Origin of the sequence: Ochrobactrum sp. BTU2 (assembly GCF_024539785.1) — a bacterium.
Classification (GTDB): domain Bacteria; phylum Pseudomonadota; class Alphaproteobacteria; order Rhizobiales; family Rhizobiaceae; genus Brucella; species Brucella anthropi.
This window is the reverse complement of sequence record NZ_JAHWRG010000001.1, coordinates 788,561-811,119: the sequence shown is the minus strand read 5'-3', so window position 1 is coordinate 811,119 and position 22,559 is coordinate 788,561. Positions and strand designations below refer to the sequence as shown.

Below are 22,559 nucleotides of genomic sequence, written 5' to 3'. Positions count from 1 at the left end.
TCCCGAGCGATAGGAGGCCATTCCGGGCTCACGGGTCCGGAGTGGCCTCCGCCCATTCTTATCCGATGGTCTGCAAGGACCTCACATCGATGCCGTTAATCCGGCCCAGAATGGCTTTGCCAAGCTGCTGCCCGGCCAGCTTGAAACTTTCCTCGACGACAATCAGCCCCGGGCGAAACCAATGCAAAATCTGCGTCGATTGTTTGGCTGCGACATCGACTTCATTACCGATACTCAATCCCGCATCTTCTACACCGGCAACAATTGCCAGAGCGGCTGCACTGCCAGAGCAGATGATACCGTCCGGTCGATCAGGTCTTTTCATCAATTGAGCTATATGCTGCCGCAAATCCTCAAGCGGTGTATCCAGATCAACGTCTTCGAGCGGCGATCCACTACAGTGAAAGGCACGCAGACCTTCATAAAATCCACCTACCATATGCCGGTAATAGGTGAGATGTGCGGGCGGAGTCAGTAAAGCGAGCCGCTTTCGTCCGCGCGCTGCCAGTTTGCCAACCATATCCAGCGCGAAAGTGAAATTATCAAAGTCGTGAAAAGGATGCTCAATGCCCGTATCAGTGCGACCATGGGTGGCGAACGGAAAATCATGTTCCGTCAGATAATGGACGCGTTGATCGTCCGGTTCTGTACGCGAAAAAATAATACCGTCGGCTGAGCCCGTTTCCACGATATAGCGGATCGGTTCGATTGGCGCCCGCGAATGAAAATAGGGTGTCAGAATGAGATGGTATTGCGTTTCGGCAAGAACATCCGCGACGCCATGAATGACCTGGCTGGTAAAGCCCATGATCTCGTCCTGTGTGTTCAGGACAAGGGCAATGACATTCGTCTTGCCGGTTCGAAGGCGCACACCGGCACGATTGGGACGATAACCGATCTGTCGGGCGATCAGTTGTACGCGTTTTCGTGTTTCCGGACCGATTTCCGGTGCATCCTTTAAAGCACGCGAAACCGTGGTCACGCCAAGGCCGGTCATGAATGCAATTGTCTTCAGCGTCGGACGTTCATTTTCAAAGAACGATTTGGCTGGATTTTGCGGCTTGGAAGCCTGCGGGCTCCGTTTTTCATTCATGCGTATTTCGTCCGGCAGCGAGGAACGATGTGTACGGGAAAAGCTAGAATTCGCTTTATCTATCAATAGCTTGTTTTGACGGACTTGTCATCTTTTATGATGTTGAATCGATATTTTCAGATACCATTTCGAACGGTTTTTATTGCGTTCCGCACGTACTCGCTGAGGCATGCTTTCCATCGTCTCGGTGCTTGTCATTGCCAGCGATAAGAACTTCTCCTTGAACGCTGTTTTGACTAGATTGTCATGAAGAAATTTCAGTATAATAGGACAATTCTGGATATGTCATGATGGAGTTGGTAGACGCATGTGGGAACCCATGTTGGAAATGCGCAAGGGCGTCACCAAGCACAGGCTTTTGACAGATAAAATTGTCGACGATATCGAGAAGGGCGTTCTTTTGCCCGCCACGCGCATGCCGACCCATCGGGATTTGGCGCACAAGCTCGGGCTTTCGGTACAGACGGTCAGTATCAGCTACAAGGAGGCAGAACGGCGCGGTTATTTGCGTGGTGAGGTTGGCCGGGGAACCTATGTCTGCAACCGGGTGACGGAGCGGGCTGATCGTTTCATGCTTGATCGGGATCCCAGCGGAACGGCGGATCTATCCATCATTCGCGCAGTCTATACAGAAGCCCACGAGAATGCATCGCGTCGTCTGCTGGAGGAAATGAGCCAGTCGGACAATGCGAGCTTCATGCGTCCATGTCGACCTATTGCGGGGCTGGATCGACATCGCGCGGTCGCGCGAGACTGGCTGCGTGGCCTGTCGGTTGATGTTGATCCGGGCCGGATCATTATTACGAATGGCGCTGCTCATGGCTTGTTTCTGGCAGTCGCAGCGGTTGTGCAGCCGGGTGAGGTTGTACTGACGGAAAGCCTTACCGATCATGGCATCATAGGTCTTGCCAATGTGCTTGGCTTCACGCTGCGTGCGCTGCCGACGGATAGAGAAGGTATATTGCCCGATGCTTTTGAAACTGCGTGCAAGGCGGGAGATGTAAGGGCGCTGGTGCTCATTCCGACGCTTGGCAATCCGACTAGTCATTTGATGGGAGTTGAAAGGCGCATTGCTGTCGCGGATATTGCCCGGCGATACGGCGTTTGTGTCATCGAGGATGAAGTCTATAAGCCGATCCTTGAAGAGCCTCTGCCGTCAATGCCGGAACTGCTGCCAGAACTGGGCTTCTTTGTGACAAGCTTCACCAAGACGGTTATGACCGGCTTGCGGACAGGCTATCTTGTGGTGCCTGCGCATTATTCCATCCGCGTAACGTCGATTTTGCGCGTCACGAGCTGGAGCGGCGTCAATCTCGTTGCAGAGATGGCCAGCCGCTGGATCGAGGACGGAACGGCGACCGAGCTTCTGGATATTCAGCGTAGCGAGTTGCGTTCAAGGCAGACATTGGTAGCCGATATTCTTGAGCCGCACATTGCTGGCAGCAATCCGCTGTCGCTTTGTGCCTGGTTGAAGATCCCGCGCAACTGGTCGGAGGATGGTCTGGTCCGTGCTCTGGCAAGCAAGGGCGTCGCTGTCACACCTTCTGATCCGTTCGTGGCAGGTGGTGAGCGGGGGGATGGCGGCATCCGCATCTGCCTCGGCGGAAGGCTTTCGCGATCTGCCTTGCAGACGGCTCTTGAAACTATTCGCGAAACCTTCGCGCAACTGCCGCCAGTCTATGACGTCAGTTCTATAGCCTGAGCGCTATAGAACTGATTGCAGAAATTCTTTCGTCCGCTCTTCGGTCGGAGACTGGAATATCTGTTCGGGCGTGCCCTGTTCGCAGATGCGTCCCTTGTCGAAAAAACAGACACGATCGGAAACTTCGCGTGCAAAGCGCATTTCATGAGTGACGAGGAGCATTGTCAGGTCATGTTCTTGCGCGAGACTGCGAATGACTGCCAGAACTTCGCCGACAAGCTGCGGATCCAGCGCCGATGTGGGTTCGTCAAAGAGTAGAACACGTGGACGCATAGCCAATGAACGCGCAATCGCAACGCGTTGCTGCTGGCCACCTGAAAGCTGTGAAGGGTAGTGATCTTTTTTGTCAGTCAGGCCGACAAGAGCAAGAAGATCGAGTGCACGCGCCTCGGCTTCGTCCCGCTTCATACCGAGAACGTGTACTGGCGCTTCGATGATATTGCGCAGCACAGACATGTGCGGAAACAGATTGAAGCTCTGGAACACCATGCCGACATGCGATCTGATTTTACGCAAGTGGGCTTCGCTCGCTTGAAACGGTCCTTTGCCGTTTGGTTGGTGATAGGACATATCTGCGAGTTCGAGCGTACCCTCCTGAAACGGCTCCAGTGTCATGAGAATACGGAGCACCGTCGATTTTCCCGATCCTGATGGGCCGATCAGTGTTACTTTCTCGCCTGTCTTGACCGAGAAATTGAATTGATCCAGCACAGTCAGTGCGCCGAAACGCTTGGCTACGTCCTGAAAGCGGATGATTTCCTGGGTCATTTGAGGGCGATCCCGTTCTTTGGAAGTGTGCGTTCGAGCAGGCGTATGAGCGCCGAGCAGATAAGTGTCAGGATGAGGAAGATCAGGCCGACCATGGACAGCGGCACCAAATATTCGAAGGTGCGGTCGCCGATCAGATTGGCGAGGTTCAGCATGTCGACGATACTGACGACAGACAGAACCGGGGTCTCCTTCAGCATGGAGACGAGGTAGTTGCCCATGGCCGGGATGATCCGGGGTATGGCTTGCGGAATGACAATGTCGCGATAGGTGCGCCAAGGCGTAAGGTTCAGGGCGCGCGCTGCTTCCCATTGTCCGCGCGGAATGGCCTCTATACCTCCGCGGTAAACCTCCGACGTATAGGCCGAATATTGAAGGCCAAGCGCCAGAGCGCCGGTCAGGAATGCGGGCAGAACAATGCCATAGGCAGGCAGCACGTAATACAGGAAAAACAACTGTACCAGCAGCGGTGTATCGCGCAGAAACTCCACAACGACCACGGTCGGCCAGGATATGATTTTGTATGGGCTGCGGCGCAGAAGCGCAAAGACGAGGCCGAGCACTAGCGCAATAGCAAAGCCGGTGGCTGCGGCCTTGAGTGTTACTGTGAGGCCAATTCCCAGAATTGGTAGAATGGAAATCGCAAAGGATAGCGTGGACGAGGTGTCCCATGCATAGCCGTAGATCATGCGAAACCTCCTGCCATTGTCTGGCGTTTCAGTCGTCGCTCAAGCCAGCGAATAGCGGAGGCGAGCACCAGGGCCATTGCAAAATAACCAAGTAGTGTCAGCGAATAGATCGTCACATTGTCGAGCGTCAGATTGCGCAAACGCTGGGCCTGGAAAGTGAGATCGCTGATGGCGATAAGCGAGGCGAGTGCTGTATCTTTCAGATTATGAATAGCCAGATTGCCGAAAGCCGGCATCATCTCGACAACCGCCTGTGGCAGGACGATGTGAAACAATGTGTGGCCTCTGCTGAAGTTGAGGGCTCTTGCGGCTTCATGTTGCGCTTCAGGAACGGCCTGCAAGGCACCACGCACGACCTCAGCACCATAAGCACCAATGTTAAGGCCAAGCCCCATAATGCCGGTCGTGATCGGATCGAATGAAATGCCGATCAATGGCAGGGCGTAATAGAGCCAGAACAATTGCACGAGCAGGGAAGTACCCCGGAATATCTCGATATAGATCACCGCAATCGTGGAAAGGATCGGCCCACCCGCAAACCGGGCAATACCGGCTGCGAACGCCAGCAGAGTGCCGATAGCCATCGAACTGAGGGCAAGAACGACGGTGATTTGTGCGCCTTTGAAAAGGGCGGGAAGATACTCCGTCCAGTGCATATGGTCTTCTCCCGATAGAGATGAGACAAGGCCCGCCGAACCAATCATCATGGCACGGCGGGCGATAAAAGCGTTACTTTGCGTTGCAGAGGCTGGCCGTATCAACAGTCCGCGCCGCTTCGACGCTCTCTTCGCTAAGCCCATAGGTCATCAGGATTTTCTTGTAGTCATCGGTCTTCTTGAACTCGATAAGCTCCTTGTTGAAGGCGTCGTAGAACTCCTTGTCCTCTGGACGGAAGCTGAAAGCGCCAAAACTGCGCGCGGATTTGCCATCCACAACCGGATCGGTAAACGGATGTGCCTGTTCCAGTTGTGGCGAATTTTCAACGAGCTTGGCCACTGTCAGCTCTGTTGCGGCATAGGCATCCGCACGACCGGTCTGAACCGTGGATGGAGCGTCAGCATTGCCCTGAATCATGACGATCTGTGATTCATCGATACCCATTCCATGCAGGAAATCGATCTGATCGGCACCCGAAACAATTGCGACTTTCAGAGACGGATCTTTCTTGATGTCATCATAGGAATGAATGTTTTTTGGATTGCCTTTTGGAACCAGGAGACCTTCACCGTAGCTGGAATTGGCGACCGTGAACTGAACCTGTTTGCAGCGGTCGGGCAAAACATTCTGCTCGGCGGCGACAAACTCAAAGCGCTTGGCCTTCAATCCGGGAATAAGCGAGCCGAAAGGCGTAACAGTCCAATCGACTTCTTCAATTCCGAGTTTTTTGAAGATTGCTGCGGCAACGTCCGGGCCGATGCCTTTGGCTGCGCCACTCGCGTCCATATAACCATAGGGCACTTCGTTGGCAGTCGCTCCTCGCACAAAGCCCGCGCTTTTCAGATCGTCGATGGTGACGGCCTGTGACGGGATTGTAAGAGCTGCAAATGCTGCCGCGGAAAGCAGAGCGGAAATCGTATGAAATTTCATGCGCATGGTGTTCACTCCTCTTTATGGATGCCGGTTGTTTTTGGTCCGGCTTTTCAATTGGTCGGTACTGATTGATTTAAGACGAGGACGGTTCCTCGCTGATCGTGGCGATGACCGAAAGGCAATCACCCATCTTGATGAGACCCGGAAAGTGCCGTGCCGCGAGAATTCCGTCGAGTGCGGCGCGGTACTCTTGCGGAGCTACGCCGGTGCGTGCCACATTATGAACGCGGGCAATGAGGTCGCCCTTGCGTATTTCCGCGCCAAGATCGACCAAAGGTTCAAGCAAACCTTCGGTATCGGCAAAGCCGAAGCATTCCTGCGATGGCATATCGAGCCATGTCGTGGGTGAAAACTCCACTTCGCCATGCAAAATGTCTGCGTGACGCAGAAGGTTGCGAATGCCGCGCTTGGCGATTGTTGCCGACCGTGCTGAAATCGTGCCGCCGCCGGAAAGCTCGGTCGTCACAAACACCTTCCCGGCTTCCTCAGCGGTCGTGTCGTACATGCCTACAGCATCGATCTCGATCATCCGCATGGAGAAAGGAGCCGAAAAAGCTTTGACGGCAGCAAAGCATTGGGCTTCCTGAGTTGCATCGGGCAGGGCGTGTGCTGCTGCATAGGGCAGGAAATCAAGTGTGCGGCCCCCGGAATGAAAATCCATGACGATATCGGCTGTGGGCAGCAGATAGCGGGTGAAATAATCGGCGATCTTTTCAGTTACCGTGCCATCCGGGCGGCCAGGGAAACTACGATTGAGATTGCCTTTATCTATCGGCGATGTGCGTGTTCCCGCCGTGAAAGCTGGAAAATTCATTGCAGGAACAATGATAACGCGTCCGTTGATCTCAGCCGGTTTCAGATTGGCGGCGAGATCGTAGAGTGCAACCGGCCCCTCATATTCATCGCCGTGATTGCCACCCGTAAGAAGGGCTGTGGGTCCATCGCCATTGCGAATGACGCAGATTGGCAGCATCAGCGAGCCCCAGGCGGAATCGTCTCTGGACCAAGGCAGCCGCAAATGTCCGTGTTGCACGCCGTCGCGGTCAAAATCGACAGTTGGCGTGATTGGGGAGGGACGGGAAGGGGGCGAGCTAAGCATCATCGTAGCGTCCTAATTCTTGACCACGAGCTTGCGTGGCACATTCGACAGGCATTCGACGCCGGTTTCGGTGATCACGATGCTCTCGGTGATCTCCAGCCCCATGGTTTCCAGCCAGAGACCTGTCATGAAGTGAAAGGTCATGCCGGGCTGCAATTCGGTGTGATCGCCGGGGCGCAGGCTCATGGTGCGTTCGCCCCAATCCGGCGGATAGGACAGGCCGATGGAATAGCCGGTGCGGTTGTCCTTGATGATCCCGTATTTCTTCAAAACAGCGAAGAAGCCGTTGGCAATATCTTCGCAGGTATTGCCGGGACGAGCAGCAGCAAGTCCCGCTTCCATACCTTCGAGTGTTGCTTTTTCTGCATCAAGAAAAGCCTGCGTCGGCTTGCCGAGAAATACAGTCCGCGACAGTGGGCAATGATAACGCTTATAGCAACCTGCAATCTCGAAGAAGGTGCCTTCTCCGGTCTTCATCGGCAAATCGTTCCAGGTGAGATGCGGGGCGGAGGCGTCAGGTCCAGAAGGCAGCAACGGCACAATGGCAGGATAATCGCCGCCGAAATCGTCAACGCCGCGTGTGCCTGCATCATAGATTTCTGCAACCAGATCGCATTTACGCATACCCGGCTCGATTTTATCGACGATGCGCTGGTGCATGGCTTCCACGATGCGCCCGGCTTTGCGCATATAGCCAATCTCGGTTGAACTCTTCACCGCCCGCTGCCAGTTGACGAGACCTTGCGCATCTTTGAACTGTGCATTGGGCAGATGCTTCTGCAAAGCATGGTGGGCCGCAGCCGTGTACCAGTAATTATCGAACTCCACGGCTATCGTCTTGTTGCCCCATCCCTTTTCCTCAAGGATTGAGGCCAGAAGATCCATCGGGTGGCGTTCCAGCGATTGCACGTAGTGGTCAGGATAGCCGATGATGTTGTCATGGCTTATCCACGCGGTGCGTTTCGCACCGTTGCCATCCTGACCGCGACCGTACCAGATCGGTTCGCCTTCCATCGAAAGCACAACGCATTGATGGACATAGAAGGACCAGCCATCATAACCGGTAAGCCAGTGTATGTTGGACGGGTCTGTGACGATGATGACATCGAAGCCTGCCTTCTCCATGGCGCGACGGGTTTTGGCTATCCGCTCATCATATTCCGCGCGGGTGAAGTTGAGTTCCACACTCATCGACTGGCTCCTGCAGTTATGGTTGAATCAATTTTCGTGCCTGCGTCGCGCAGGCTGGCGCGCTCCGTCGCAAGGCGAGCAATTGCGGTGTCCTGAACACCGGTGCCCGTGAGGTCGCAGAAGGTTATGTCCTCTGCCTGACGCTGGAATTTCGCCTTATTGAGAACGATCTGGCCCAGTTCTGAAAAGACAGTACCCGCTGCTACAATCCCAGCCGAAATTGCATGGTGCAATTCGCCAAGCCTGCGTGTCTGGGAGAGGCTGTCAGCGACATAGGTGATTGATCGCAGGAAAAGGGCGGGGTCGATCTCGTTCTTATGTTCGGCATCCGAACCCATCGCAGTAACGTGTTGGCCGGGTGCAAGCCATTCAGCCTTTATGAGCGGTGTTTCCGATGGCGTCGTCGTGACGATAATGTCAGTGCCATCGCAAGCTTCCTTTGCATCTGCGATTGCCGTCACCGGTATTCCGAGCTTTTGGGTAAAGTTCTGCGCGGCTTTTTTCGCGCTATCGACGTTGCGTGCCCAAATCCGCGCCTCGGTGATGGGGCGCACGAGTTTCAGCGCTTCAAGCTGCATTCCTGCCTGCATGCCCGCACCGATGATGGTGGCGACGCGGGCATTTTCCCGCGCCAGATATTTTGCTGCGACAGCACCGGCAGCCGCTGTACGCACATCGGTCAGATAGCCATTATCCAGCAATAGTGCTTCGATAAGTCCGGTCTTTGCCGAAAACTGGATCATCAGTCCGTTGGTAGAAGGCAGGCCGATGGAAGGATTATTGAAGAAGCCCGGACTTACTTTGATGGCAAAGCTGTCTAATCCAGGAATATAGGCCGTCTTCACATCGACTTCGCCACGCTCTGCAGGGATATCCAACCGAAGAATGGGCGGCATGCTGACACCGCCACTGGCGAGTGCCCGGAAAGCATCCTCCACGCACGCCACGCTTTCAAGGTCGAGGGCTATGATCTGTCGCAGATCAGCTTCGGTCAGAATTCTCATTTCAGCCATCAGCCTGCCCTCCGATAGCGGTCTTCCATGATTGCGCGGTGCTGTTCGGGATCGATATTGCCACCTGAGACTATGATGACGGCCGGTCCTGTCGGCCTGATCTTGCCACTCAACAAGGCGGCAATGCCGACGGCCGCAGCACCCTCAATGATTTCGCCTTCCTGTGTCGCGGCATGTCTGATCCCCGCTGCGATCTCCTCTTCATCGAGCAGGATCACATCATCAAGCAGGGCGTGACACATGGCAAAAGTCCAACGGTTATCGAGGCCTATGCCACCACCGAGGGAATCTGCCAGCGTATCCTGTTCCTCAACATTGACTGGTTTACCCGCTTCAAGACTCGCTTGCATCGCCGCGCCGCGGCGCATGGAAATTCCAATTACCCGCGCTAGTGGGCGTTTTGCTTTCACTGCTGCAGCCACTCCGGCGGCAAGGCCGCCACCAGAAAGCGGAACAAGTACTGTATCCAGTTCGGGGAGGTCTTCGACAATTTCCAATCCCATGGTTCCCTGTCCGGCAATGATGCGCGGATCGTCGAATGGTGGGATGGCATTCATGCTTTCATCACGCACAAGTCGCATGACTTCTTCCATCGCATCGTCCTGGGATTTGCCGATGATGCGCACATCAGCACCAAGCTCACGGATGGCCTCGACCTTATTGCGCGGTACAAGCGATGAAAGGCAGATCGTGGCGGTCAACCCTTGCGTGGACGCCGCATGAGCCAATGCGCGCCCATGATTTCCGGTAGAGGCTGTGACAAGTCCCTGCTTGCGTTCATTTTCGGACAGGCTGAGAACGGCATTTGTTGCGCCGCGAAGCTTGAAACTACCCGTTGGTTGTCTGTTTTCAAGCTTGAGAAAAACCGGCACGCCTGATTGCGCGCTGAGACTTTTGGAGCAGATCAGCGGTGTTCTTTGGACCTGACCATTCAGCCTGTCTTGGGCTTGCTCTATTTCGTTGAGACTGATCATTTGCGACACACTTCCCGACATCCGCACCGCCGTTCAAAGCGGCGTGACAATGGGGAATACTGCACCAAGCAAAGCACTTCTTCGCTGCAGGCGAGCAAATTGAGGGCGCAATAATACGCTACGTGCGAAACCGTAAGGCCGCATCCTCGTTCCCCATATGTTTGATTTTTTGTTCTTGGCTCTATGTGTGAAAGACCTATAGGATCATGTCAATAATTATATTGGATCATTACAATATTGCTCTGAAGTGATTTATTACTGGCGCAGGCTTGCCTGCGATATGCGACCATGCCAATGAGAATGGCCTTGAAACGCAAATACTCACTTACATTGGACCGTTATAATGAAATCCGCCCTCAAGCTTGATGCTGTTGATCTTCGTATTCTGGAAGCAGTGCAGCAGAACGCGCGGATCACCAAGCTCGCGCTCGCAGAGCAGGTGGGTTTGTCACCAACACCGTGCTGGCTGCGACTGCGCAAGCTGGAGGAGGCGGGCGTTGTCACGGGTTATCACGCGCGCATTGCCTATCGCAAAATCGCCCCCATTGCGCATGTCATGGTTCAGATCACGCTCGGTAATCACCGCCAGAGCGATTTTGACCGCTTTGAGCGCGCAATTGCTGTCATTCCCGAGATTGTCTCGTGCTGGTCTGTCGGTGGCGGCATAGATTATTTTCTGATGATCATGGCCCGCGATATAGATAGCTATCAGCGTCTGATTGACCGCCTGTTGGATCAGAATATCGGAATCGAACGCTATTTCACATACATCGTGACGAAGCTTGTCAAAGACGAGCGGACTGGAACACCCTTGTCGATCCTCGCCGATGATGTGGAATAGTCCAAACGATCTGTTTGATTGCTGAAGTTTAGTCCAATCCTGCTGTTCTTCGTTATGCCTTTGGTCCGAATAATGGCCTAGCCTATGAGATGTTTCTTCCAGAATTGGGAGAAGCACAATGAATGCCGTTCTGGATCATCCGATACAACATGATGGCCTTAACAGGCTTCGGGACAAACACCTTTTTCGCGAACTTAGCTATATCGATGGACGCTGGGTAGCGGGACAAAAGGCCGAAACCTTCCCTGTTCTCGATCCTGCAACGGGTCAACGGCTTGCCCGTGTGGCTAGTCTTGGCGAAGCTGAGACGACGCTTGCGATCGATGCGGCAGTAAAGGCGTTTTCGGCCTGGCGTGATAAGCTGCCCCACGAACGATCCGCGGTCTTGCGGCGTTGGTTCGAGCTGGTCACGGCAAATCGCGAAGATCTCGCATTGCTGATGACGCTGGAGCAGGGCAAGCCGCTGGCGGAATCGCGCGGCGAAATCGACTATGGCGCATCTTTCATCGAATGGTTTGCAGAAGAGGCCAAGCGTCTTAACGGCGAAACCATAGCGAGCCATCTCCCAAATGCCGAGATGCTCGTGCGCCGCGAGGCGTTGGGTGTCGTAGCACTTGTAACGCCTTGGAATTTTCCGCATGCCATGATCACCCGCAAGGCGGCTGCAGCGATTGCCGCCGGTTGCCCGGTCGTCGTGCATCCGTCTTCAGAAACACCGCTTTCTGCACTCGCCCTCGCCGAACTGGCCGAACGTGCGGGAATGCCTGCGGGCATATTCAATGTGGTGACGGGCAAAGCCGCGCCTATCGTCGATGTATTGTGCCGCGACGAGCGTGTACGGGCGCTGAGCTTCACCGGTTCAACGGAAATCGGCAGGCTGATTGCCACCAAATGTGCGAACACGATGAAACGGCTTGTCATGGAGCTTGGTGGACATGCACCTTTAATCATCTTCGATGATGCCGATATCGAGCGGGCGGTCGATGTTGCTATGGCCGCCAAATTTGCGACCTCTGGTCAGGATTGCCTTGCCGCAAACCGTATCTTTGTTCAGCGCGGCATTCTGAAAGCGTTCACAAAGGCTTTTGCAGCGCGCATTGCGGCGCTGAAGGTTGGCAACGGTCTTGATCCGACGGCGGAGATTGGGCCTCTGATGCACAGCCGGGCGGTGGACAAGGTCGAAGAGCACGTGCGGGACGCTGAAAAGCGAGACAGTAAGATACTCGTCGGCGGCAACCGGCTGAGAGAGAACTCGCTTTTCTTTGAACCGACATTGCTGGTCGATGTGCCTGACGATGCGGCGATTATGCACGAAGAGACATTCGGGCCGGTGGCCGCTGTCACGGTTTTTGGCGATGAACACGAGGTCATAGCCCGCGCCAATGCCACACAATATGGTCTAGTTGCTTATGTCGTAACGGCGAATGGCGCCCGACAGCTCCGCATGGGGCGCGCACTCGAATATGGAATGGTAGCCATCAACCGCGCAAAAATTACCGGCGCGCCGATCCCCTTTGGCGGCTGGAAACAATCAGGGCTTGGCCGCGAAGGCTCCCATCAAGGCATCGAAGCCTTCACCGAACTCAAATATCTCTGCATCGATACCGCCGCGTGAAAGCGTGACGACAGGAAAGGAACATAACCATGTTGAATAATAGCAATGAACTGACCGCTTGGGACCGGGATCATTTCTTTCATCCATCCACGCATATGGGTATGCATGCCCGTGGTGAAACGCCAACGCGTGTGCTGGAAGGCGGCGAGGGCGTGTATATTGCCGACGTGAATGGTCGGAAGAGTCTTGATGCCTTTGCAGGTCTTTATTGCGTCAATGTTGGTTATGGCCGCACAGAAATTGCGGATGCGATTGCAGAACAGGCGCGCAAACTTGCCTATTATCATGCCTATGTCGGTCATGGCACTGAAGTGTCGATCACGCTTGCCAAGATGATCATCGACCGCGCGCCAGACCACATGAGCCGCGTTTATTTTGGGCTTTCGGGGTCCGATGCAAACGAAACCAACATCAAGCTGATCTGGTACTACAACAATATTCTTGGCCGCCCGGAAAAGAAGAAGATCATTTCTCGCTGGCGCGGATATCATGGTTCAGGCGTGATGACGGGAAGTATGACGGGTCTTGCGACCTTCCATAATGCATTCGATCTGCCGCGCGCTCCGATCTTGCATACGGAATCGCCATACTATTTCCGTCGCGCAGACCGCTCGATGAGCGAAGAACAATTCTCGCAACATTGTGCCGACAAGCTCGAGGAAATGATCCTTGCGGAAGGCCCGGAGACAATCGCAGCCTTTATTGGTGAACCTGTTCTGGGCACGGGCGGTATCGTTCCGCCACCTGCTGGCTACTGGCAGAAAATTCAAGCCGTTCTTGATCGCTACGATATTCTGCTCGTTGCCGATGAGGTCGTTACCGGCTTCGGCCGTCTCGGCAGCATGTTCGGTTCCGACCATTACGGGATGAAGCCCGATCTGATTACCATCGCCAAGGGCCTGACCTCGGCCTATGCGCCGCTCTCGGGTTCAATTGTATCGGATCGCATGTGGCAGGTGCTGGTTCAGGGCTCCGATCAGATGGGTCCAATTGGCCATGGCTGGACCTATTCCGCCCATCCGATCTGCGCTGCAGCAGGTGTAGCCAATCTCAAGCTCATCGACGAGTTGAAACTGGTTGAAAATGCAGGCTCCACAGGTGCCTATTTCCGCAAGGCACTGCAGGATGCTCTTGGCGATCACAAGCATGTCGGCGAAATTCGCGGCGAAGGCCTGATGGCGGCAATCGAATTCATGGAAGATCGCGATGACCGCAAATTCTTCGATCCTTCGCTGAAGATTGGCGCACAGGTTTCAACGGCACTTCTTGCCAACGGCGTTATCGCTCGCGCTATGCCTGAAGGCGATATTCTCGGATTTGCTCCACCACTCTGCCTGACGCGTGAAGAAGCAGACAAGGTTGTTGCCGCGACGAAAAAGGCAGTTGCGACCGTCTTTGCTTGAGCCAGTAAAAGCCGTGGCTGTCGGATATTCAATGTCTGACAGCCACGGCTTTTCTCTTTGTCCGCCAGAACAGGAATGTGGCCTTGTCGAAGCCGTTCCATTCGCCATATGTGTTGGTGAGGCATTGAGGAACCATTCCTATGACGACGATTGGCTTGAAGCGTATTTATGAAGCTCCTTCACCGAACGATGGCTACCGTGTACTCGTGGATCGTGTTTGGCCGCGCGGTATGACGAAGGAGAAGGCGGATATAGATCTTTGGGCCAAAGATATTGCCCCGACTGCCAATCTTCGCAAATGGTTCTGCCATGATCCGGCGAAATGGAATGATTTTCAGATAAAATATCGCGAAGAGTTGGAAGGTAACAAGCCAGCACTGAAGGATTTGATCGCGACCGCAAAGGCAAGAGGTGGGCGACTAACGCTCTTATATGGCGCGAAAGACGAAGAGCATAATCAAGCTGTCGTCTTGCATGAATTCATGCAAACTCTGTAGACGACCTCAAAGAGTGCCACAACCGTGGCACTCTTTGGTATTCAATCTCGAAATCACCACTTGGTGTGGACCTTGAGTAGCGCTTTACGCCCTTCACCATAGCCGCAGACATAAATGCCCTGACAACCAGCGACATAGCTCTTGTCGAACAGATTGGTGACGTTGAGGTCGACCCCCCAATTGTCTTTTTCGTAACCGAGCTTCAAGTCGGCAAGCGCCACAGCTGGCACCTTGAGTGTATTTTCCTCATCAGCATAAGAGGAACCGAGGTAGCGTACACCGCCGCCGAGCGTCACCCCTTGAAAAGCACCGTCTGGCACCTTGTACTCGACAAAGACGGAGGCCTGTTGTTCCGGCAAGAGGTAAGGACGATTGCCGATAATATCGGGGTTGCTGTCATTCTCTTTGATTTTCAGGTCGTAGGCAGTAACCGAAGCAGTCACTTTCCAAGCATCGGTGATATTGGCCTGAACTTCCAGTTCGAAACCGCGCGAGTTGACCTTGCCAAGCTGCTCACGCGCGAAGCTGGAGCCAGTGAGGGCATTCTCCTTGGTCAAATCAAACAGTGAAGCGGTGATCAAGCCGTCGAACAAGTCCGGACGGTATTTGACGCCCACTTCATACTGTGTTCCCGTCTCCGGTTGAGCATAGCTGCCATCTGCCAGCGTTTCGATGATCGGATTGAAGAAAGTCGCGACGCTGACATAAGGCGTTATGCCATTGTCGAATTCGTAGCCCAGTCCAGCGCGGCCTGAAGCTTTGCCCTTGTTATATTCGTAGCTAGGCAATCCTGCCGCGTCGGTTTTGACATAGTCGTAGCGACCATTGAATGTTGCGATCCAGCCGTCGCCGAACTCTACTCGATCCTGTGCGTAAATGCCGATCTGGTGACGTCGCAGATCTTGATCGATATAAGGGTCGAACATCGGGCCCTGTGGTTCACCATATATAGGATTGAAACCATCGATAACAGTCGCCCCGCCGGTCTGCTGCATCTGTTCAATCCGGAAATAACGGTACTCGACACCAAACAGAAGATTGTGTGTCAGAGCATCGGTCTCGATTGTTCCCTCAAGCTGGTTGTCGGCAAGGAAGGTGTTGACCGTCGTATCGTGCCTGAAATTGATGCGCGCAATGTTCGGGTTTCCTGGTGCCGGCTGCGGCAAGAAACCTTCATAACCATAGGCGTAAAGGGTGTGTTCTTTCACATGTGAAAAACCATAGCGAACGTTCTGTCGTACAGTCCAGTCATTGTCGAACTGATGCTCGAATTCATAGCCGATGGAGGCTTGCTCGCGCTCGTAGGAATCAATGTCGGGCTCGGTGAAATTTCGCTTGCGCGAAATCTTGCCGAACTCGGTTGGAACGACAGTGCCGTAGTAGGGAAGAAAGCCTCCACCATCGTGGGTCAGATCAAGATGGGTATAGTTGCCGAGAATGATCAGCTTCGTCGCTTCGTCCGGCTTGTATTCAATGCTTGGCGAGATGACGCCGCGAAATTCCTTGGCGAAGTCTGTATAATTATCACCGCCCTGAATCTTGCCGTTTACACGGTAATTGACCGTATCGCTGGCTTTGTCGCCGATGTCGAAACCAAGATAGGCGTTACCGTAACTATTGATGCCCGTTTCTAGATATCGTAGCCGCTCGTCGGTCGGACGCTTGCTGATATAGTTGACAATGCCGCCCGGATTGGACCCGCCGTAAAGGGCAGACGATGCTCCACGCAGAACGTCGATACGTTCAATGCCAAAGCTATCGATCAGGAAACCACCGAAGCCGTAGCTGAAGTTCTGCAAGCCGTCGAGATAGGTGCCGTATTGGGTGGCTTCGAAACCGCGAATATAGAGCCAGTCGGTATCGTTATCGACACCGAAAGGCTGTCCGAGCACACCTGGCGTATAGCGCAATGCTTCGTCCAGCTTTTGCGCGCCGATGGCATCCATCTGCTTGCGCCCTACAACTGATACGGATTGTGGAATCTTTTCGATGGCAACGCTGTCTTTCGAGCCGGTTGTCGTTGCTGTTGGAACAAAGCCGTTTACCGGCGCAACACCCTCATCACTACGACCATTTCCCGTCTGTACGACAACCGTGTCAAGGCGAACCGTATTGTTAGCCTCTTGCGCATAGGTTGTCGAAACCGGCAGAAACGCAAATGCTGCGTTGCCGGCCAGCAGCATCAGGAAGTGTTGCTTTATCGATGTGGTCATTCGGTGCAAGCCCCTTGAGAAATCCTATATCTGACCCAACTTGCCAACGTCCGATAAGACAACAGCCAGGTGCGGCGAATGCGTCAGCGCTGCAACGCATTGCGAATTAATATGAGTATTTACATCAAGATATTGCTGGAAGATTGTTCGTTATTTCGCCTAATTGAATGATCTTTGGCTAATGTAAAATGTCCTCAAATATCGCTCGTGCTGGGTTTACTGTTGGTGTTGTCTGACCCAGGCGGCAGGCGTAGTGCCAGTCAGTTTCTTGAAAACACGGGTGAAATGCGCCTGATCGGCGAAGCCCGTGAGAGCTGCGATATGGGGTAGGGACACGTTTGGTTGCAGAAGCAGCATCTGCGCTTGGTCAATGCGCTTCCGCATCTGCCAGGCGTGCGGTGAAACACCTGTCGAGGCCTTGAAGGCGCTGCAGAAATAGGATTCGGACAATCCGGCGAGCGTTGCCAGTTCTTGAAGGCGGATAACGCGCGCGTAATTATCCTCCATGAATTCAGTAACGCGGCGAAGCTGTCGCGGTGAAAGCTTGCTGTTAAGTGTCCTTTGTTCCAACTGCGCTTCAAAGAGTTCTGTTACAAGTGCGGTTAGCAGGCCCTCTCCATAAAGGTCATGCATCGGTGCTTTTGAAATGCATTCTTCGGCCAGCAAGGAACCAATCTGTTCGATCTTCGAGTTCGAAAAGAACAGGCGAGGCTTTTCGATGCTACTTTTGTCCAGTACGTGACCGAAGCGTTGTTGTAGGGCAGCAATATCGAAATGCAGATCGAGATGCTTTAGTTTTCCCGGACGTGTTACGCGGCTCCAGATCGTCATGCCAGCAGGGACGTAGCAAAGCCTTTGCCGCGGTTGAACACTCGCCAGCGTATGGTTGGTTTGTTCGGGGCGGATTGCCAGTTCCCCTCGGCTTTCAAGCACAAGAAAAAGGCGCGGCGCTTCCGAAACATATTCTCCGCGTGCGCCTGGTCCGCAATCGACCGACCATACGTCGGCTATTGCGCCATTCCAAACGCGATAATGGAGATCGTCCAGTAAGCTGACGTCTTCAATGTGACTTTTCATATGCGGATGGAAGCCCAAACTCTTCTTCCCGATGGTGTTTCTCAAAACATGTATATCTTTCTCATATTTTGCTATCAACCTTCGATGAACTGCTTTATTGCAGGGCAGATATCTAGGTCCTGACCCTAGAGTTGACCAAAATCAGGAATGAGAATGATGACCTCCGCTCTGTTCGAACTCGAGAATGTCACCTTTTCAGCCGCCGGGCACGTCCTGTTGCAACCGCTGACGATGTCGATACCGGTGGGAAGCCTGACAGCGCTTATCGGGCATAATGGTTCAGGCAAATCAACACTTCTAAAAATTTTGGCTCGGCAGCAGCCAGTGTCCGGCGGGACTGTACGCTTTGCGGGTAAGGCGCTTGGTGATTGGGGTGACCGTGAGTTTGCGCGTAAGCTTGCCTACCTGCCACAGCAGACTGCACCTGCGGCAGGCATGCTGGTCAGGGAACTTGTCGCTTTGGGGCGCTACCCCTGGCACGGTGCTCTAGGGCGCTTCGGCGCAACGGACCGTCAGAAGGTGGAAGAAGCCATCGAACTGACCGGGATCGGAGCCTTCGCGGACCGATTGGTCGACACCCTTTCGGGCGGTGAGCGTCAGCGCGTCTGGCTCGCCATGCTGGTTGCTCAGGATGCGGAATGCCTTCTGCTTGATGAACCGACTTCGGCGCTGGATATCGCGCACCAGATCGAAGTTCTCTCGCTTGTGCGTAAGCTGTCACACGAAAAGGACCTGAGCGTCTTCGTCGTCTTGCATGATGTCAATATGGCCGCACGCTTTTGCGATGAAGTGTTTGCACTCCACAGCGGCAGATTGATCGCACAATCCACGCCTAAGGGAATTATGGTGCCAGAACGCCTGGAGGAAATCTATGGCATTCCGATGGAAGTCATGCAGCACACTTCTACGGGACAGTTGATCGCTTCGCCGCGATAGGCTGTCAGTCCCTACCTTCTTCGGGCGTTCCTAACGGAAACAGATGACGGAATGGTCGCGCTTCGTCGAGTGCGCGGGCATAGCTCGGCCGTGCAAGCAGACGTTTGCGATAGGTCCACACATTGGCGAATTTTTCGGGAATGGCATAGGTCCAGTCTGCGTAGAGCAGGGCAGGCGCCGCAGCGCAGTCGGCAAGGCTGAAATCATCCCCCGAGACCCATTTGCGCCCTTCCATATGTCGATCCAGAAACGCATAGGCTGTATCGAAGGCTGCTCGCCAGCGGTTGCCCCCGTCGTCATGCTCGCGACCAAGTGCGATATAGACGAGGCGTTGCTGCGGGTAGTTTATGTAATTATCGAAGAAACGATCCCACATTCTCACGTCCGCGCTGACAAGCGGGTCCGATGGGATCAGTTGTCTGGTGTGGGGATGGGTGGCGTCGAGATACTCGATGATACCGGTCGCTTCAAACACCAGTTTTCCATTATGCGTTAGCACGGGGAATTTACCGAAGGGCCAAACGGCGTTGAACTCGCTCGCTACCGGTTCCGTACCATCAAGCATTCTTGCTTCGAAAGTTATGTCCTTTTCATAGAAGGCGGTTATCGCCTTCTGGCAGTATGACGAAAAGGGATGAAGGTAGAGTTTCAAGGTCATCGTGGTCCTCCCAGACAGATGGCAGATGAACTTCAATCGCCGTTGGCGCGATAGTCCGCGCGATTGATGCCATGACGCTGCATCTTATCGTAAAAGGTCTTTCGCGGAATACCGAGCGCCTCAATCGTTTCCTGAACATTGCCATTATGGGCGGCAAGCGTTTCGCGGATGAGCGCTTCTTCGTAGCGCTCGAGCCGTTTTGGAAGTGTTTCTTGATTGCCGACCATCGATTGCAGCAAGTGAGCCGGTTTCGCAACGCCAAGCGCTACGCGGTCGGCAAAATGTGCCAATTCGCGGACATTTCCCGGCCAGCTATGGTTCATGAGATGTCGGTGTGTGGCCGCATCGATAGCGGGCACATCGCGATTGAATCGTTTCGACGCTCGCGTCAGGAAATGTGCGAAAAGCAACGGAATGTCGTCTCGTCTTTCTCTCAGCGGCGGGATGGAAAGCGTGACAACATTCAGCCGGTAATAGAGGTCCTCACGGAAGTCGCCTCTCTGGGCGGGGTCACCGAGGTCGATCTTTGCTGCAGCCACAACCCGCAGATCGACCGGGCGAACCTCATTCGTGCCGAGTGGTGTGATTTCGCGCATCTCAAGGACGCGCAGCAGTTTCACTTGCGTTGCTGCAGGCATGCTTTCAATTTCATCGAGAAACAGCGTGCCACCACTTGCATGTTCAACCCGTCCGAGCCGCTTTTTCTGAGCTCCCGTGAAAGCACCTGCCTCGTGACCGAACAGTTCGCTTTCAATCACCGTTTCGGGCAAGGCCCCGCAGTTGAGCGCTACGAAATTGCCTTTGCGACGATGGCCCCAGTTGTGCAGCAACTGTGCGACGACTTCCTTGCCACTGCCAGTTTCACCAGCCACGAGCACATCAACATCCGTATCGGCTATATCGCGCAAGGTACGGCGCAGATTTTCCATCGCCGGTGTCTGGCCGATCAACGGCAGATCGCCCTCCACATTCTCGGCGGCTTCGCGTAAGGCGCGGTTTTCAACGATAAGCTGTCGCTTTTCCCATGCACGACGGATGCTGTGCACGAGCCTGTCGGCTGCAAACGGCTTAGCGATGAAATCATAGGCACCGTCCTGAATGGCTTGCACCGCCATCGGAATATCACCGTGGCCAGTAATCAGGATTACTGGCAAATCGGGGTCAATGGTTTTGATCCGGGCAAAGAATTGGAGACCGTCGATCTGCGGCATGCGGACATCGGTAACGACAACGCCATCATACTCAAAAGTAACGCTGTTCAACGCATCCAGTGCGCTTGGAAAATCAGTAACCTCAAAACCGGCAAGCTCAAGCGTTTGACGAGTGGCGCGGCGGAGCGCCTTGTCATCGTCGACAAGAATAACGGAGGGTGACTTGCCCATCATGCTTTTCTCAGTTCGATGCGGAAAGATGTGCCTGCGGCATTACTTTCGGCGGAGATGGCCCCGCCATAGTCAGTGACGATCTCCTTGACGATCACAAGACCTAGACCGAGACCTTTCTCCTTCGATGTGTTGAAAGGCGAAAACAGATTGTCGCGAATATGCTGCGGCATACCCGGTCCATTGTCGGAAACCGATATGATGACCTTGTCACGATCTACATGAGTACGAACTTCTATTTTTCCATCATTCTGTTTTAAATCAATGGCTTCCAGTGCATTCTGGAACAGGTTGATGAAAACCTGTTCCAGCCGGATTGAATGACCGATAACTTGCAGTTCCGGCGGTGGTAGTGCGATATCGAGCTGATCCATGCGCCCGGAGAACCTGCTTCGCAACAGTACCAGCGCACCCGAAATGACCTGACTGAGCGAAGTCGGCTCGGAAGGAGTGCGTCCTTTGCGGGCAAGTGCTTTAAGGTCGCCCGTGATTGTACCTATGCGGTCCGTTAATGCGGCGATTTCACTGAGGTTTTCGGTTGCGTCAGAAAGGCGTTTCCGTTCGATGAAGGTTTTTGCGTTGTCTGCATAGGCGCGAATAGTTGCGACGGGCTGGTTGATTTCATGCGCCACGCCAGCCGCTACTTGCCCCATGATGGCCAGGCGATTGGCGTGCACGAGGTCCTGCTGCACCCCTTGCAGCATTGTTTCGGTGCGACGGTGGTCGCTGATCTCAGCTTGCAGTCTGTCGCGTGCCAGACTGAGATCGCGGGTGCGCTCTTCCACGCGTTCTTCCAGTTCCATCTGTGTACGCTGTGCATTGGCGATGCGTGTCGCGATTTTCTGCCTGCGACGTAAAAGAAGTCCGGCAACCGTTGCGATGGCTGAAAGGATGATAAAGGTGAACAACCGGGATTCACGAATGGCGGAAGGAATCTGCGGGCGAATTGGCGCGAGACTGTACATCTGCCAGGGAGTGGAAGGCACGATCGAACGGATCGCGAGAAAGTCGGTATTGCGCGCATTGCCGGGCAGCAGCGCATCAATCAACTGTACATCCTCGCCGTCGATTGACTTGATCGACAGGGGCAAGGGTTTAAGTGGCGCGTCACCAAACTGCAGGCTATCGCGGATAGACTGAAGCTGCTCCTGATCGATCGAGCCAATGGTCATGAAACGCCAGGACGGCAAGCTTGTAATCAGAACGATATTTCGTTCATCCGTCACGAAGGTCGGTCGTCCGGCATTGTTCCAGTCACTTTCCAGCCTGTCGAACTCCAGCTTGACAACGATCACCCCCAAGGGACCGCTTGGGCCATCGATGCGACGGGATATGTAAAGACCGGGGCGATTGCTGACATTGCCGAGCGCAAAGTACTCTGCATCCCCGTTTTTCAAAGCGTTGTGAAAATAGGGGCGAAACTTGTAGTCGTTGCCGACAAAACTCGTTGGTCCGCGCCAGTTGCTTGCCGCGATGGCAATACCGTCCATGCCGACAAGATAAATGACGGCCGCTTGCGTCCCATCCGCCAATGCTTCGAGTTTCTCATTCAAGGGATCGATTGTTGTGGCTGTTTTGTCCAGTAATGCAGCTTCCAGCGCCTTATCCTTTGACAGCACCAGAGGCAAAGCACGTTGCTTGTCGAGAACAGCGCGCAACAATGCAGTGTTGAGGTTGGCATCGATCCTTGTCTGCTCGCTTAATGCGAGGACGGCCTTGTCTCGTGCCATGTCGCCGACGACCCAGAATGCAAGCGCGAAAACCGCAGCCCAAAACAATCCGAACAACGCCCATGTCCGTCGGTTGATGTTTGTGGGT

The 22,559-nt window shown here is 54.1% G+C and carries 20 protein-coding genes; 6 read left to right on the top strand and 14 right to left on the bottom strand.

Annotated elements, in window-relative coordinates; genetic code table 11:
- Window positions 1–58 precede the first annotated feature (58 nt).
- Entirely contained in the window at window positions 59–1,093 is a 1,035-nt protein-coding gene (locus KWJ32_RS03795; protein ID WP_012092882.1) for a LacI family transcriptional regulator, read from the bottom strand.
- A 307-nt stretch (window positions 1,094–1,400) separates the two neighbouring features.
- Here KWJ32_RS03795 and KWJ32_RS03790 point away from each other — a divergent pair, with 307 nt between their 5' ends.
- Window positions 1,401–2,795: a PLP-dependent aminotransferase family protein gene (locus KWJ32_RS03790; RefSeq protein ID WP_040128351.1), complete on the top strand. Its 1,395-nt coding sequence runs from the start codon at window positions 1,401–1,403 to the stop codon at window positions 2,793–2,795.
- A gap of 3 nt (window positions 2,796–2,798) precedes the next feature.
- Here KWJ32_RS03790 and ehuA read toward each other — a convergent pair whose 3' ends face one another.
- From ehuA to eutB, 8 genes are all read right to left on the bottom strand, one after another.
- Window positions 2,799–3,563 (bottom strand): ectoine/hydroxyectoine ABC transporter ATP-binding protein EhuA, encoded by a 765-nt coding sequence (ehuA, locus tag KWJ32_RS03785; RefSeq protein ID WP_012092884.1) that lies wholly within the window; start codon window positions 3,561–3,563, stop codon window positions 2,799–2,801.
- Window positions 3,560–4,252, bottom strand: coding sequence for an ectoine/hydroxyectoine ABC transporter permease subunit EhuD (gene ehuD / locus KWJ32_RS03780; protein ID WP_012092885.1), 693 nt, complete (start codon window positions 4,250–4,252; stop codon window positions 3,560–3,562). The genes ehuA and ehuD overlap by 4 nt, the downstream gene beginning before the upstream one ends.
- On the bottom strand, window positions 4,249–4,908 hold the full coding sequence (ehuC, locus tag KWJ32_RS03775) for an ectoine/hydroxyectoine ABC transporter permease subunit EhuC (protein WP_010658663.1): 660 nt from the start codon (window positions 4,906–4,908) through the stop codon (window positions 4,249–4,251). The genes ehuD and ehuC overlap by 4 nt, the downstream gene beginning before the upstream one ends.
- A gap of 73 nt (window positions 4,909–4,981) precedes the next feature.
- Complete coding sequence (ehuB, locus tag KWJ32_RS03770; RefSeq protein WP_012092886.1) at window positions 4,982–5,845, bottom strand: ectoine/hydroxyectoine ABC transporter substrate-binding protein EhuB; 864 nt, start codon at window positions 5,843–5,845, stop codon at window positions 4,982–4,984.
- Window positions 5,846–5,915: 70 nt separating this feature from the next.
- Window positions 5,916–6,941, bottom strand: coding sequence for a N(2)-acetyl-L-2,4-diaminobutanoate deacetylase DoeB (gene doeB / locus KWJ32_RS03765; RefSeq protein WP_040128706.1), 1,026 nt, complete (start codon window positions 6,939–6,941; stop codon window positions 5,916–5,918).
- Window positions 6,942–6,953: 12 nt separating this feature from the next.
- The gene (gene doeA, locus KWJ32_RS03760) at window positions 6,954–8,132 is read right to left on the bottom strand and encodes an ectoine hydrolase DoeA (RefSeq protein ID WP_151609532.1); all 1,179 of its coding nucleotides are present in this window, start codon (window positions 8,130–8,132) and stop codon (window positions 6,954–6,956) included.
- A complete protein-coding gene (locus KWJ32_RS03755; RefSeq protein WP_012092889.1) occupies window positions 8,129–9,145 on the bottom strand; it encodes a cyclodeaminase in 1,017 nt (338 codons plus the stop codon). The genes doeA and KWJ32_RS03755 overlap by 4 nt, the downstream gene beginning before the upstream one ends.
- Window positions 9,145–10,119, bottom strand: a complete 975-nt coding sequence (gene eutB, locus KWJ32_RS03750) for a hydroxyectoine utilization dehydratase EutB (RefSeq protein ID WP_151609531.1) — start codon at window positions 10,117–10,119, stop codon at window positions 9,145–9,147. Before eutB ends, KWJ32_RS03755 begins: the two co-directional genes overlap by 1 nt.
- Before the next feature lie 343 nt (window positions 10,120–10,462).
- On the opposite strand from eutB, the gene KWJ32_RS03745 reads away from it, so the two are divergent.
- The 4 genes from KWJ32_RS03745 to KWJ32_RS03730 all read left to right on the top strand — a co-directional run bounded on the left by KWJ32_RS03745 (window position 10,463) and on the right by KWJ32_RS03730 (window position 14,475).
- On the top strand, window positions 10,463–10,960 hold the full coding sequence (locus KWJ32_RS03745) for an Lrp/AsnC family transcriptional regulator (RefSeq protein WP_094542646.1): 498 nt from the start codon (window positions 10,463–10,465) through the stop codon (window positions 10,958–10,960).
- 118 nt (window positions 10,961–11,078) lie between these two features.
- On the top strand, window positions 11,079–12,575 hold the full coding sequence (locus KWJ32_RS03740; RefSeq protein WP_151609530.1) for an NAD-dependent succinate-semialdehyde dehydrogenase: 1,497 nt from the start codon (window positions 11,079–11,081) through the stop codon (window positions 12,573–12,575).
- A 29-nt stretch (window positions 12,576–12,604) separates the two neighbouring features.
- The gene (locus tag KWJ32_RS03735; protein WP_151609529.1) at window positions 12,605–13,978 is read left to right on the top strand and encodes an aspartate aminotransferase family protein; all 1,374 of its coding nucleotides are present in this window, start codon (window positions 12,605–12,607) and stop codon (window positions 13,976–13,978) included.
- A gap of 140 nt (window positions 13,979–14,118) precedes the next feature.
- Window positions 14,119–14,475, top strand: a complete 357-nt coding sequence (locus tag KWJ32_RS03730; RefSeq protein ID WP_010658672.1) for a DUF488 domain-containing protein — start codon at window positions 14,119–14,121, stop codon at window positions 14,473–14,475.
- 53 nt (window positions 14,476–14,528) lie between these two features.
- On the opposite strand, the gene KWJ32_RS03725 is transcribed toward KWJ32_RS03730, so the two are convergent.
- On the bottom strand, window positions 14,529–16,688 hold the full coding sequence (locus KWJ32_RS03725; RefSeq protein ID WP_012092894.1) for a TonB-dependent siderophore receptor: 2,160 nt from the start codon (window positions 16,686–16,688) through the stop codon (window positions 14,529–14,531).
- A gap of 216 nt (window positions 16,689–16,904) precedes the next feature.
- Window positions 16,905–17,765 (bottom strand): AraC family transcriptional regulator, encoded by an 861-nt coding sequence (locus KWJ32_RS03720; protein ID WP_226622719.1) that lies wholly within the window; start codon window positions 17,763–17,765, stop codon window positions 16,905–16,907.
- 156 nt (window positions 17,766–17,921) lie between these two features.
- On the opposite strand from KWJ32_RS03720, the gene KWJ32_RS03715 reads away from it, so the two are divergent.
- Window positions 17,922–18,701, top strand: coding sequence for an ATP-binding cassette domain-containing protein (locus KWJ32_RS03715; RefSeq protein WP_040128704.1), 780 nt, complete (start codon window positions 17,922–17,924; stop codon window positions 18,699–18,701).
- Window positions 18,702–18,705: 4 nt separating this feature from the next.
- Here the strand turns inward: KWJ32_RS03715 and KWJ32_RS03710 are convergent, their stop codons facing one another.
- Genes KWJ32_RS03710 through KWJ32_RS03700 form a run of 3 tightly spaced genes read right to left on the bottom strand, consistent with a single transcriptional unit; the run spans window position 18,706 to window position 22,528 of the window.
- Window positions 18,706–19,359, bottom strand: a complete 654-nt coding sequence (locus tag KWJ32_RS03710) for a glutathione S-transferase family protein (RefSeq protein WP_012092897.1) — start codon at window positions 19,357–19,359, stop codon at window positions 18,706–18,708.
- Window positions 19,360–19,391: 32 nt separating this feature from the next.
- Window positions 19,392–20,741 carry a sigma-54 dependent transcriptional regulator gene (locus KWJ32_RS03705; RefSeq protein ID WP_040128702.1) on the bottom strand — a complete coding sequence of 450 codons (1,350 nt, stop codon included), beginning with the start codon at window positions 20,739–20,741 and terminating at the stop codon, window positions 19,392–19,394.
- Window positions 20,741–22,528, bottom strand: a complete 1,788-nt coding sequence (locus KWJ32_RS03700) for an ATP-binding protein (RefSeq protein WP_040128348.1) — start codon at window positions 22,526–22,528, stop codon at window positions 20,741–20,743. Before KWJ32_RS03700 ends, KWJ32_RS03705 begins: the two co-directional genes overlap by 1 nt.
- Window positions 22,529–22,559 lie beyond the last annotated feature (31 nt).

Bases quoted from the DNA above. Each gene is read 5' to 3' on its own strand.
- KWJ32_RS03795 (WP_012092882.1), bottom strand. From the start codon at position 1,093: ATGAATGAAAAACGGAGCCCGCAGGCTTCCAAGCCGCAAAATCCAGCC.
- KWJ32_RS03790 (WP_040128351.1), top strand. From the start codon at position 1,401: ATGTGGGAACCCATGTTGGAAATGCGCAAGGGCGTCACCAAGCACAGG.
- ehuA (WP_012092884.1), bottom strand. From the start codon at position 3,563: ATGACCCAGGAAATCATCCGCTTTCAGGACGTAGCCAAGCGTTTCGGC.
- ehuD (WP_012092885.1), bottom strand. From the start codon at position 4,252: ATGATCTACGGCTATGCATGGGACACCTCGTCCACGCTATCCTTTGCG.
- ehuC (WP_010658663.1), bottom strand. From the start codon at position 4,908: ATGCACTGGACGGAGTATCTTCCCGCCCTTTTCAAAGGCGCACAAATC.
- ehuB (WP_012092886.1), bottom strand. From the start codon at position 5,845: ATGCGCATGAAATTTCATACGATTTCCGCTCTGCTTTCCGCGGCAGCA.
- doeB (WP_040128706.1), bottom strand. From the start codon at position 6,941: ATGCTTAGCTCGCCCCCTTCCCGTCCCTCCCCAATCACGCCAACTGTC.
- doeA (WP_151609532.1), bottom strand. From the start codon at position 8,132: ATGAGTGTGGAACTCAACTTCACCCGCGCGGAATATGATGAGCGGATA.
- KWJ32_RS03755 (WP_012092889.1), bottom strand. From the start codon at position 9,145: ATGGCTGAAATGAGAATTCTGACCGAAGCTGATCTGCGACAGATCATA.
- eutB (WP_151609531.1), bottom strand. From the start codon at position 10,119: ATGATCAGTCTCAACGAAATAGAGCAAGCCCAAGACAGGCTGAATGGT.
- KWJ32_RS03745 (WP_094542646.1), top strand. From the start codon at position 10,463: ATGAAATCCGCCCTCAAGCTTGATGCTGTTGATCTTCGTATTCTGGAA.
- KWJ32_RS03740 (WP_151609530.1), top strand. From the start codon at position 11,079: ATGAATGCCGTTCTGGATCATCCGATACAACATGATGGCCTTAACAGG.
- KWJ32_RS03735 (WP_151609529.1), top strand. From the start codon at position 12,605: ATGTTGAATAATAGCAATGAACTGACCGCTTGGGACCGGGATCATTTC.
- KWJ32_RS03730 (WP_010658672.1), top strand. From the start codon at position 14,119: ATGACGACGATTGGCTTGAAGCGTATTTATGAAGCTCCTTCACCGAAC.
- KWJ32_RS03725 (WP_012092894.1), bottom strand. From the start codon at position 16,688: ATGACCACATCGATAAAGCAACACTTCCTGATGCTGCTGGCCGGCAAC.
- KWJ32_RS03720 (WP_226622719.1), bottom strand. From the start codon at position 17,765: ATGAAAAGTCACATTGAAGACGTCAGCTTACTGGACGATCTCCATTAT.
- KWJ32_RS03715 (WP_040128704.1), top strand. From the start codon at position 17,922: ATGACCTCCGCTCTGTTCGAACTCGAGAATGTCACCTTTTCAGCCGCC.
- KWJ32_RS03710 (WP_012092897.1), bottom strand. From the start codon at position 19,359: ATGACCTTGAAACTCTACCTTCATCCCTTTTCGTCATACTGCCAGAAG.
- KWJ32_RS03705 (WP_040128702.1), bottom strand. From the start codon at position 20,741: ATGGGCAAGTCACCCTCCGTTATTCTTGTCGACGATGACAAGGCGCTC.